10 protein-coding genes and 1 pseudogene are annotated in these 11132 nt (G+C 70.1%); 6 read left to right on the top strand and 5 right to left on the bottom strand.

Annotation, left to right across the window (positions count from 1 at the left end):
- Positions 1-355: pseudogene (locus tag O3Q52_RS38620) on the bottom strand (hypothetical protein); the annotation flags it as partial.
- Here O3Q52_RS38620 and O3Q52_RS38625 point away from each other — a divergent pair.
- Entirely contained in the window at positions 354-1187 is an 834-nt protein-coding gene (locus O3Q52_RS38625) for a sialidase family protein (RefSeq protein WP_269653257.1), read from the top strand. The pseudogene O3Q52_RS38620 and the gene O3Q52_RS38625 sit on opposite strands and share 2 nt — an antisense overlap.
- Positions 1188-1304: 117 nt before the next feature.
- Here O3Q52_RS38625 and O3Q52_RS38630 read toward each other — a convergent pair whose 3' ends face one another.
- A complete protein-coding gene (locus O3Q52_RS38630; protein ID WP_269653258.1) occupies positions 1305-2711 on the bottom strand; it encodes a glutamate decarboxylase in 1407 nt (468 codons plus the stop codon).
- Positions 2712-2894: 183 nt separating this feature from the next.
- Here O3Q52_RS38630 and O3Q52_RS38635 point away from each other — a divergent pair, with 183 nt between their 5' ends.
- The gene (locus O3Q52_RS38635; protein WP_269653259.1) at positions 2895-3656 is read left to right on the top strand and encodes a MerR family transcriptional regulator; all 762 of its coding nucleotides are present in this window, start codon (positions 2895-2897) and stop codon (positions 3654-3656) included.
- Between the two features lie 85 nt (positions 3657-3741).
- Here O3Q52_RS38635 and O3Q52_RS38640 read toward each other — a convergent pair whose 3' ends face one another.
- Positions 3742-4107, bottom strand: coding sequence for a YbjQ family protein (locus tag O3Q52_RS38640; RefSeq protein ID WP_269653260.1), 366 nt, complete (start codon positions 4105-4107; stop codon positions 3742-3744).
- 141 nt (positions 4108-4248) lie between these two features.
- Here O3Q52_RS38640 and O3Q52_RS38645 point away from each other — a divergent pair, with 141 nt between their 5' ends.
- On the top strand, positions 4249-5265 hold the full coding sequence (locus O3Q52_RS38645; RefSeq protein WP_269653261.1) for a DedA family protein: 1017 nt from the start codon (positions 4249-4251) through the stop codon (positions 5263-5265).
- An 87-nt stretch (positions 5266-5352) separates the two neighbouring features.
- Here the strand turns inward: O3Q52_RS38645 and O3Q52_RS38650 are convergent, their stop codons facing one another.
- The gene (locus O3Q52_RS38650) at positions 5353-7008 is read right to left on the bottom strand and encodes a threonine/serine exporter ThrE family protein (RefSeq protein WP_269653262.1); all 1656 of its coding nucleotides are present in this window, start codon (positions 7006-7008) and stop codon (positions 5353-5355) included.
- Between the two features lie 105 nt (positions 7009-7113).
- A complete protein-coding gene (locus O3Q52_RS38655; protein WP_033321679.1) occupies positions 7114-7605 on the bottom strand; it encodes an inorganic diphosphatase in 492 nt (163 codons plus the stop codon).
- 79 nt (positions 7606-7684) lie between these two features.
- Here O3Q52_RS38655 and dacB point away from each other — a divergent pair, with 79 nt between their 5' ends.
- From dacB to O3Q52_RS38670, 3 genes are all read left to right on the top strand, one after another.
- Positions 7685-9280, top strand: a complete 1596-nt coding sequence (gene dacB, locus O3Q52_RS38660) for a D-alanyl-D-alanine carboxypeptidase/D-alanyl-D-alanine-endopeptidase (RefSeq protein WP_269653263.1) — start codon at positions 7685-7687, stop codon at positions 9278-9280.
- Positions 9281-9458: 178 nt separating this feature from the next.
- Positions 9459-10583, top strand: a complete 1125-nt coding sequence (locus O3Q52_RS38665; RefSeq protein ID WP_200397454.1) for a zinc-dependent metalloprotease — start codon at positions 9459-9461, stop codon at positions 10581-10583.
- Positions 10584-10755: 172 nt separating this feature from the next.
- Positions 10756-11132: ATP-binding protein (locus O3Q52_RS38670; protein ID WP_332112981.1), on the top strand; the 377-nt coding region annotated here is incomplete at its 3' end.

Here is an 11132-nt window from a genome sequence, read left to right on the forward strand (position 1 = left end):
GGGCCGGGAGGACCTCGGCCGGTTCGAGGCGGCCGATCCGTTCCAGGGAGTCGAGGTAGTCACCGAGCGGGTCGGCGGCGGTCTCGTCGGCCGGGTCCTCGGGTGCCGCGGCCGATCCGGCGGCGGGGGACGGGGTGAAGCCTCCCCGGATCCCGTCGGCATCCGGGCTGCCCGGCAGCCCGGTCGGCGTCGACTTCGCGGCGGACGGCAGCGGCTTCGCGCTCTTCGCGGAGTGCGGGAAGAAGCGCTGCCGGCAGAGCGTGGCCGTGCTGGACAGGGGAGCCGACGCCTGGCGCCCCGTGCGCTCACCGCTGCCGGACGTGACGGGCGATCTCGGTATCACGGTGGGGCTCATGGGACTGGGCCCCGGCCGCGCGCTGATCACCGAGGGCACCTGGCCGCCGACGTACCGGACCTGGTTCACGGGCGACGGCGGCCGCACCTGGCGGACCGGCTCGGAGAAACCCTCGGGTACGACCCCCGAGGTGCCCGAGGGAGGCGCTCTGGTCCAGGAGTGCGTGCGGCCTGCGGACGACGGAAACGCGTGCGCGCGGTCACGCCTGCTGGCCGTCCTGCCCGCCACCGGCGAGTTCCGGGTTCTGGCCGAACAGCCGCCCCTGGAGGGAGTGGTGAGTCCTGCGGGGGAGCCCGGCGGACAACTGCTCCTCGCCTCGGGAGCCGACCCGGAGTCCGGCCTGCCCGCGCTCGCCGTCAGCGAGGACCGGGGGCGCACCTGGCGCACGGCTCGGCTGCCCGGGACCGAGAAGCACGGCTGGGGCTTGAGGGTGGTCGCGAACGGCAGCGTGCTCTACGCGACCCAGCCGGGCCAACTGCCCGACGAGGACGACGTGAAGAACGGCCTGCTGGCCATCCACCGCAGCACCGACGGCGGCCACACCTGGCAGCGCGTCTGGAAGCACCGCAAGGGCGTGGAGCCCCGCTCCAGCCTCGGCGACCTGGTGGCCGCCGCCGACGGCAGCCTCACCGTCCACGGCGAGGACGGCGCCTGGCGCAGCACCGACGGCGGCCGCACCTTCCAGCGGGGCAGCGGCGCGCGGGGCATCTCGGGCTCCGTCACCGCGACACCGCTGGGCTACCTGTGGACCGACAGCTTCGGCGCCGGAGCCTTCCGGATATCCACCGACGGCACCCACTGGCACGGGTTCGAGCTGGGGGACGGCGACTGACCGGAGGTGAGGCAAGCCGCGGAGGTGACGGAAGCGACGGAGGTGACGAGGCGACGGAGGGGCCGGTGCCGGAAGTGGCGGCCGTGCCGGAAGTGCTGGCCGTGCCGGAAGGCCGGCTCAGTGGTGGAAGCCGGTCGCCGCCCCCTTGTCCCGGGCCAGCGGGTGCTGCTGCTGCCGCAGTTCGGGCAGCAGACTGCCCAGGTCCTCCACGAACAGCTCGGCGAGGTCGGACGAGAACCCGTTGCGGCACACCACCCGCAGCACGGACAGGTCCTCACGGTTCTCGGGGAAGGTGTACGCCGGCAGCAGCCAGCCACGCTCCCGCATGCGCCGGGACACGTCGAAGACGTCGTAGGAGGTGATGTCCGGAGCCGTTGTGAAGGCGAACACCGGCAACTGATCGCCCCGGGTGAGGAGGCGGAAGTCGCCGAGTGCCTCGACCCGCTCGGCGAGCCCCATGGCGACGTCCCGTGTCGTCTGCTGAACGGCCCGGTAGCCCTCGCGGCCCAGTCGCAGAAAGGTGTAGTACTGCGCCACGACCTGCGCCCCCGGCCGGGAGAAGTTGAGCGCGAAGGTCGGCATGTCACCGCCCAGGTAGTTGACCCGGAAGACCAGCTCCTCGGGCAGCTCGACGGCAGAGCGCCACAGCGCCCAGCCGACACCCGGGTAGACGAGGCCGTACTTGTGTCCCGAGGTGTTGATGGAGGAGACCCGCGGCAGCCGGAAGTCCCAGACCAGGTCCTCGTCGAGGAAGGGAGCGACCATCGCGCCGGACGCGCCGTCGACGTGGACGGGGATGTCCAGACCCGTGCGCGACTGCAACTCGTCCAGGGCGGCGCAGAGTTCGGCGATCGGCTCGTACGACCCGTCGAAGGTGGAGCCGAGGATGCCGACGACGCCGATGGTGTTCTCGTCGCAGAGTTCGGCGGCGGCCTGCGGGTCGAGGTGGAAACGGTCGCCCTCCATGGGCACCAGGCGCGGCTCGACCTCCCAGAAATTGCAGAACTTGTCCCAGCAGACCTGGACGTTGACGCCCATGACGAGATTGGGGCGGGCACCCGGATAGCGGTCCGCGTTCCGTTTGGCCCAGCGCCGCTTGAGCGCCATGCCCGCGAGCATGCAGGCTTCGCTGGACCCCGTCGTCGAACAGCCCACGGCGGCGGACGGATCGGGCGCGTTCCACAGATCGGCGAGCATCGCCACGCACCGCCGCTCGAGCTCGGCCGTGCGCGGGTACTCGTCCTTGTCGATCATGTTCTTGTCGCTGCACTCGGCCATCAGCACGCCGGCCTGGGGTTCCATCCAGGTGGTGACGAAGGTGGCGAGGTTGAGGCGGGAGTTGCCGTCCAGCATCAGCTCGTCGTGCACCAGCTGATACGCGGTGGAGGGCGGCAGTGGCCCGTCCGGCAGCCGGTGCTGGGGCGGGGCCTCGGTCATGCCGCTGACCGGGTTCGCCTCCCCGTAGAAGGGGTTGATGGTCGCGGGACGCTTGTCGGGCTGCTCGGGGCCTTTGTGCAGCGGCATGGGTCCTCCGGTCGGTGGGGTCGGGCCTCCATGGTGGGCCACCACTCCGTCATAAGCGGGTAAAACCGGCATGGCACCCGGTGGATTCGGATCCGGCGGATCCGGCGTGCGGTTCCGGCTTGCACCTCACGTGACGTGAGGCCTCAGCCTGAGGTGCGTACCGAAAAGGAGGGAGCGGAGACGATGAGCTACTCCGTGGGACAGGTCGCCGGTTTCGCCGGGGTGACGGTGCGGACGCTGCACCACTACGACGAGATCGGACTGCTCGTGCCGAGCGAGCGCAGCCACGCGGGTCACCGGCGCTACGGCGACGAGGACCTCGACCGGCTGCAGCAGATCCTGTTCTACCGGGAGCTGGGCTTTCCGCTCGACGAGGTCGCGGCCCTGCTCGACGACCCGGAGACGGACCCGCGCGCGCATCTGCGCCGCCAGCACGAGCTGCTGACCGCCCGGATCGAGAAGCTGCAGAAGATGGCCGCGGCCGTGGAGCACGCCATGGAGGCACGCACGATGGGCATCAACCTCACACCCGAGGAGAAGTTCGAGGTCTTCGGCGACAAGGACCCCGAGGAACACGCGGAGGAGGCCGAGCGCCGCTGGGGCGGCACCGAGGCGTACGCGGAGTCGCAGCGCCGCGCCGCCCAGTACACCAAGGACGACTGGAAGCGCATGCAGGCCGAGGTCGCCTCCTGGGGCGAGCGCTACGACGCCCTCATGGAGGCCGGCGAGCCCGCCACGGGGGAGCGGGCCATGGACATGGCCGAGGAACACCGGCAGCACATCAGCCAGTGGTTCTACGACTGCTCGTACGAGATCCACCGGGGACTCGGCGAGATGTACGTGTCGGACGAGCGGTTCAAGGAGTTCTACGACTCCATGCGCCCGGGTCTCGCCGAGCATCTGAGGGACGCGATCACGGCGAACGCGGCACGGCACGACGCCTGACGGCGGACGGCGGACGGGGCACGAGGGTAAGGGGCGTTCGCAAGGGCGGGCGCCCCTTACTTCCGACTCCCGTACCGCCGTCGCCCTACTCCTTGACCATCACCACGGCCGTGCCGTACGCGCACACCTCCGTCCCGATGTCCGCCGCCTCGGTCACGTCGAAGCGGAACATCAGCACACCGTTGGCACCCCGCGCGCGTGCCTGCTCGACGAGCCGTTCCATCGCCTGGTTGCGGGTCTCCACCAGCGTCTTGGTGAGGCCCTTGAGCTCGCCGCCGATCATCGACTTCAGACCGGCCCCGATCTGGCTGCCCAGATGCCTGGAGCGCACGGTCAGTCCGAAGACCTCTCCGATGACCTGCTCGACCCGGTAGCCGGGCACGTCGTTCGTCGTCACGACCAGTACGTCGGCCTGGGGTCCCTGACCACCGCCGTATTCTTCGATTCCCATGGCTCACAGCTTTGTCCCAGTCGGGGCACAGTGCATCCTGTAGGAGTCGGTGGAACCTGGACCCTTCATGCTGCGTTGATAACTTTGGTCGGCCACACCCTCGCCTGCCGCATATCCACCACCCTTCAGGAGTCCGGAATCGTGACGACGACGCTTGCCATCGGCCCAAGCTGGTTGGATCCGGGCTACCTTCTCGACTCGTTCGGCATCTGGGGCCTGCTCCTGATCGTCTTCGCCGAGTCCGGCCTGCTCATCGGCTTCTTCCTGCCGGGTGACTCCCTGCTGTTCACGGCGGGTCTGCTGATCACGTCGAACCAGCTGGACTTCCCGCTGTGGGCCGCCATCGTGCTGATCTGCATCGCCGCGATCGTCGGCGACCAGGTGGGCTACATGTTCGGCAAGAAGGTGGGGCCGTCGCTCTTCACCCGCCCGGACTCCCGCCTCTTCAAACAGGAGAACGTGGTCAAGGCCCACGAGTTCTTCGAGAAGTACGGCCCCAAGTCCCTGGTCCTGGCCCGCTTCGTGCCCATCGTGCGTACGTTCACGCCGATCATCGCCGGCGTCAGCGGCATGAAGTACCGCTCGTTCCTGATCTTCAACGTGGTCGGCGGCATCCTCTGGGGCGCGGGCGTCACGCTGCTCGGCTCCTGGCTGGGCCAGATCGACTTCGTGAAGAAGAACATCGAGCCGATCCTGCTCCTGATCGTCTTCATCTCGGTGGTCCCGATCATCATCGAGTTCATGCGGGCCCGCAGTAAGTCCAAGAAGAACCCGCAGCAGCAGCCCCCGGCGCCGCAGGTCATGGACGACCAGACGACCCAGCTCCGCCGCATCCCCCCGGCCCACCAGAACGGCCAGGACGACTACTACGGCAACAACGGCAACGGCCAGAACAACGGCAACGGCCAGAACAACGGCAACGGTCAGAACATCGGCAACGGTCAGAACCAGCAGTACCAGCAGCAGCCCTACCCCCAGGACCAGGGCTACGGCGGCGGCTACCCCCAGGACCAGTACGCCCAGCAGTACCCCCAGAACTACCCGCCCCAGAACCAGCAGCAGTACCCCCAGCCCCCGTACCCCCAGGACCAGAACCAGGGCCAGCAGTACCCCCAGAACCAGGGCTACCCCTACGGCCAGAACTACCCGCAGAACTGACGAACGCGGCTCAACCGAAACGCGCCGCAAAGGGGCGCGGGGAACTGCGCGCCCAGCCACAACGGACGCGCACCCGGCTACGAGACCTTAGAACCCACGGGTCCTCTTCGCCGCCCTCCGTGCCCCCGCAGACGCCCCTGGCAACCTTAGGAACAACCGAGAGATCTCGGACCCCAGATTCACCCCGATGGCGATGGCCATCGCAAGGGCAGCCGCCTTCGTCAGCGACACCAGCCCCTCGTCGACATCGTTCTGAGCAATCGCCAGCAGCCCGAAATACGTGGCCGACCCCGGCAACAGGGGCCCGATCGCCGCGGTGGTGTAGGGCAACGCCGAAGCGAACCGATACCGCGACAGCAACTGCCCGAACAGCCCCACGAGCCCGGCCGCCGCGGCCGTGGAGGCGACGGGCGAGATCCCGCCCACGTAGTGCATGGCCCCGTACACGCTCCATGCCACGCCCCCGTTGAGCGTCACGATCAGCACGGTGGAACGTTCCTGCTGGAGCAGCACCGCGAAGCAGAGCGTCAGGAGCATCGACGCGGCGATCTGCCACCCCGGCCGGTTGGAGGACTGCAGGGCCGCGTCCGGATTGAGCTCGGCGCCCAGCTTCACACCGAAGTACAGGATCACGAGGACGCCGATGACGATGCCGACGTAGAAGTACATGACTTCCAGCAGCCGGGCCGCCGCGGTGATGTAGTAGCCGGTCAGCCCGTCCTGCACGCCCGCCACCAGCGCCCGCCCGGGCAGCAGCGCGAACAGCCCACCGGTGATGACCGCGGAAGCACGCACGTCGACGTGCGCGATCGTGAGCGCTGCCCCCATCGCGGCGGCCGGCATCGCGGCCACCGTGAACTGGTAGAACTCCGGCAGCCCGCGCCCCGCACACAGCCACGCCAGCCGGTCGCCGAGCATCGCGCCCACAGCCGCCGCGACGAACACGATCAGGTCACCGCCGACGAGCACGGAGGCCGCGCCCGCGAGGCCCCCGGTGGCCATGGTCAGCAGCCAGCCGCTGTACGGGTGCCGGTTGCGCCGGATCTCCGCGAGCCGCCGGTAGGACTCCTCCAGGGAGACCTCGGTCTGGTCGTCGCTGATGTCGTCGACGAGCTGGTAGACGGCCGCCAGACGCGTGTAGTCGGTGCCCCGGCGCCGTACGGTCCGTGACGCGGTCACCGGATCCTCGACCAGCGACGGCTGGTACGAGATGGACAGCAGCGTGAAGGTGACGCCCGGCTCGCAGCGGTCGAGGCCGTACGAGCGGCAGACGGCGAACATCGCCGCCTCCACGTCCTCGGCGCCCTCGCCGCCCGCGAGCAGCAACTCGCCGATACGCAGGGTCAGGTCGAGGACGCGCGGGACGGCCGGACCCTCGTCCTCCGCCTTCTGCACGGTCTCGGGGACGGGCCGCTCGGCGACGGGCATGCGCAGCATCGTGCGCATCCGGTCCTGCCAGGGAACGTCCTTGGTGAGATCGACGCGCGGTATGCCGGCGGGCGGGGTGAAGGCGGGCGGCGCGTGCTTCGCGCTGTACGTCCGCGGCGTGCTGAACGCCGACCCCTCCGACTCGGTGGCGGGCACCTGCGGGACGCCCATCCCCTTGGGGAGCGCGAACTCCGAGGTCGTCGAGGACTCCTCCTCGACCGGCGCGGGCTGCGCCACCACACCGGCGGGCGGGACGAACGCGCTCCTCGCCTCGTCCGACTGCGGTTTACGGTCTTCCGCCTCCGGCTCGGTCACCCACGACTCCCGAATCGCACATCCAGTACGCCCCAGTATGCGCACTGACAGACAAAGGGGCCGCGCGACCCCATGGGGGTCACGCGGCCCTCAGGCCACAGGAGGTCAGTGACCGCCCGTCTCCTTGAACCGCTTGTAGGACCGCTCGATCTCGGCCTCGGCGTCCGTACGGCCCACCCAGTTGGCGCCCTCGACGGACTTGCCCGGCTCCAGGTCCTTGTAGACCTCGAAGAAGTGCTGGATCTCCAGACGGTCGAACTCCGACACGTGGTGGATGTCCCGCAGGTGCTCCACGCGAGGGTCGTGCGCGGGCACGCACAGCAGCTTGTCGTCGCCGCCGGCCTCGTCCGTCATACGGAACATGCCGATCGTGCGGCACTGGATGAGACAGCCGGGGAAGGTCGGCTCGTCCAGGATGACCAGCGCGTCCAGCGGGTCGCCGTCCTCGCCGAGGGTGTTCTCGACGAAGCCGTAGTCGGCCGGGTAACTGGTCGAGGTGAAGAGGCGACGGTCCAGACGGATCCGACCGGTCTCGTGGTCCACCTCGTACTTGTTCCGTGAACCCTTCGGAATCTCGATCGTGACGTCGAACTCCACCGGTGGCTCCTCCATGATCAGCACATAGTTCTGGTGGTTAAGTGTCCCTCACGCAGGTGTGTGATCGCGAAAGGGGCTGGTGGTCGTGCCAGAGCTGAAGGCTTGGCGGGCCGCGAGACCGCATGTGGTGCGGGTCGCGCGGTCCGTGAGACCGCAACTCGTACGGGCCGTGGAAGCAGTGAAGCCACCGCTCGTACGGGCCGCGGGAGCCGTGAAGCCGCTGGTCACAAGGCCGTCGACCGTGCAGTTCACGGCGGGCTCCGCCACCCTCGGACTCGTCGTGGCGGCCACCGTGGTCACTGCGGCCGGGCCCTGGGACTCCACCGGTCAGCGTACGGCGGAGCGCGAGTGGGCCGCATCGCAGGGGCGCGCAGGTGGCGCAGATCACGGTCATGTGTCCGGTACGTCCGGAAAGGCGCCGGCGCCCGCCCCCAGCGCCGCGTCCGTGCTCACCGGACTCGGCGGCTCCGTCGGCGCCGGGCCGTCCCCCACGGAGAAGGCCCTCGCCGACGTCCTCGGCCCGCTCCTCGGCGACCCCGCGCTCGGCACCGAACGTACGGCCGCCGTCGTCGACCTGGCCACCGGGAAGCGCCTGTACGGCAAGGGCGCGGACGACGCGTTGCCCCCGGCGTCCACCACGAAGATCGCCACGGCCGTCGCGGCCCTCACCGCGGCGGGCGCCGACCACCGCATCGCGACCCGTACGGTCCTCGAACCCGGCGCCCACGACAAGCAGGAGGTCGTCCTCGTCGGCGGCGGCGACCCCACGCTGACCGCCCGCAAGGACGCGGAGGGCAACGCGAGCCTGCGCACCCTCGCCGACGAGACCGCCCGCGCCCTCAAGGACCGCAAGACCGACGAGGTGACCCTCTCGTACGACACCTCGCTGTACGAGGGCCCCGACGTGCACCCGATCGGGCTCGACAACACCAACGTCGCCCGGGTGACCGCCCTGATGGCCGACGAGGGCCGTCTCGACGACACATCCAGCGGCACCGCGAAGCGCAGCGAGGACCCGGCGGCCGACGCGGCGAAGAAGTTCGCGGACCTGCTGAAGGGCCGAGGCATCAAGACCACGGTCCCCGGCCCCTCCAAGGCGACCGACCGCGCCAAGGCCCTCGCCACGGTGACGTCCCCGCCCCTGTCCGCCCTGGTCGAACGCATGCTGACCAACAGCGACAACGACATCGCCGAGGCCCTGGCCCGCCAGACGGCCGTCGCCGCGGACGAACCGGCGAGCTTCAAGGGCGGCGGCACCGCCGTCCGCAAGCAGCTGAAGAAGCTCGGACTGCCTCTCAAGGGCGCGCAGTTCGCCGACGGCAGCGGCCTGGACCGTGCCGACAAGCTCACCGCGGACCTGCTCACCGCCCTGCTGGCCAAGGCCGCCGACCCCGCCCACCCGGAGCTGCGCGCCGCCCTCACCGGCCTCCCCGTGGCCGGTTTCACCGGCACCCTCAGTACGCGCTACGCAGGCCAGCCCGGCACCGGCCTCGTACGGGCCAAGACGGGCACCCTGACCGGCGTACACACCCTGGCGGGCACCGTTGTGGACACGGACGGCCACCTCCTGGCCTTCGCCTTCCTGACGGCCTCCGACCCGCCCACGGAGCCGACGGCCACCCAGAAGGGCCTGGACGCCCTGGCATCGACGCTGGCGACCTGCGGCTGCAACTGAGAGCGCCTCCTGTCGGCGAGCCCCGCAGGGGCAGCCGACAGGGGCGCGGGGCTGTGTCGATATGCGGCTCCGCCGCGCGGGCGCGCTCAGCCACAGCCGACCCGCACGTTTCCCACGAGAGGTACCCCTACGGTCCACTCCCTGCCCCAAGCGGCAGCGCTCACGTACGGTTGTCTGCATGACGAGCATCGGTGGTGCGGAGATGGTCGACTGGAATCTCGCGGTGGCGACCGCGACCCGGCTCGTAAGGCCGGGCCCAGAAGTGAGCCGCGACGAGGCCAGGGCCGTCGTCGCCGAGCTGCGCCGGCACGCAAAGGCTTCGGAGGAGCACGTCCGCGGCTTCACGCGGATGGGCGGCGACGACCTCCACGACACTCCCATCCTCGTCGTCGACCGTCCGGGCTGGGTCCGGGCGAACGTCGCCGGGTTCCGGGAACTGCTCAAACCATTGCTCGACAAGATGCAGGAACGTCGCGGCAGCACCCCCGGCGGTGCCGTCCTGGGCGCCGTCGGCGGCAAGGTCACCGGCGTCGAGCTGGGCATGCTGCTGTCCTTCCTCTCCTCCCGGGTCCTCGGCCAGTACGAGACCTTCGCCCCGGCCACCCGCGAACTCCCGGCCGGTGAGAACGGCGGCGGACGCCTCCTCCTGGTGGCGCCGAACATCGTGCACGTGGAGCGCGAACTCGACGTACAGCCCCACGACTTCCGGCTCTGGGTCTGCCTCCACGAGGAGACCCACCGCACGCAGTTCACGGCCGTGCCCTGGCTGCGTGACCACCTCGAGGGCGAAATCCAGTCTTTCTTGGGAGAGACCGAGGTCGACCCCATGACCGTCCTGGAGCGCATCCGCGAGGCCGCGCAGTCCCTCGCGGGCGGCCGCCCCGAGGGCGAGGAGGGCGACGACCAGCGCTCCATCGTCGAGATCGTGCAGACCCCCGCCCAGCGCGAGATCCTCGGCCGGCTGACCGCCGTGATGTCCCTCCTGGAGGGCCACGCCGACTTCGTGATGGACGGCGTCGGCCCTGCCGTCGTCCCGTCCGTCGCCGAGATCCGCGAGAAGTTCCAGCAGCGACGCGCCCGCGGCGCCTCCCGCCTCGACCTGGCCCTGCGCAAGCTGCTCGGCCTCGACGCCAAACTGCGCCAGTACCGCGACGGGGAGCGATTCGTACGTGCGGTCGTGGACGAGGTCGGCATGGACGGCTTCAACCGGGTGTGGACCTCACCGAACACGCTCCCCACCAAGTCGGAGATCGCCAAACCGGCGGACTGGGTCGCGCGGGTGCACCGTAAGGCAGAGTCGTGAATTGAATCCGGCCGACGGCAGGTGAACGCCCCTCCAATCACCCGTCCGAGGGACCGTGAGCGATGGGTAGGCGTGCAATGCTCGGGGAACGGCCCGGTTCTGTCACCATCTACACACTCTGAGTGACCGACCTCGGGCTCACCCCCCGACAATTTCATGAAGGGAACCGGACATGGGTCCCCATCCTGCGGTCGCGGCGATACGCCTGGCGGTCCGCCGCGTGCTCCATGACGTCCTCACCGATCACACGCCCTCCCCCGACGCCACTTCCGCCCCCTCCGCCTCCCCGGGCACTTCGCACGAGCCGCCGCCCCCGCCGCTCGTGCTCGTCGCGTGCTCCGGCGGCGCCGACTCCATGGCGCTCGCCTCCGCCCTCGCGTTCGAAGCCCCCAAACTCGGCATCCGCGCCGGCGGTGTCACCGTGGACCACGGTCTGCAGCCCGGCTCCGACCTGCGCGCCGCCGAGGTGGTGCTGCGCCTCAACGAACTCGGCCTGGCCCCGGTCGAGTCCGTGGCCGTCACCGTCGGCCGGGACGGCGGGCCCGAGGC

The sequence above is a fragment of the Streptomyces sp. ActVer genome (assembly GCF_027270795.1).
Classification (GTDB): domain Bacteria; phylum Actinomycetota; class Actinomycetes; order Streptomycetales; family Streptomycetaceae; genus Streptomyces; species Streptomyces umbrinus_A.

Coding starts and splice junctions, on each gene's coding strand:
- O3Q52_RS38640 (WP_269653260.1), bottom strand. CDS start 4,107: ATGGGAATCGAAGAATACGGCGGTGGTCAGGGACCCCAGGCCGACGTA.
- O3Q52_RS38625 (WP_269653257.1), top strand. CDS start 354: ATGGGACTGGGCCCCGGCCGCGCGCTGATCACCGAGGGCACCTGGCCG.
- O3Q52_RS38635 (WP_269653259.1), top strand. CDS start 2,895: ATGAGCTACTCCGTGGGACAGGTCGCCGGTTTCGCCGGGGTGACGGTG.
- O3Q52_RS38630 (WP_269653258.1), bottom strand. CDS start 2,711: ATGCCGCTGCACAAAGGCCCCGAGCAGCCCGACAAGCGTCCCGCGACC.
- O3Q52_RS38665 (WP_200397454.1), top strand. CDS start 9,459: ATGACGAGCATCGGTGGTGCGGAGATGGTCGACTGGAATCTCGCGGTG.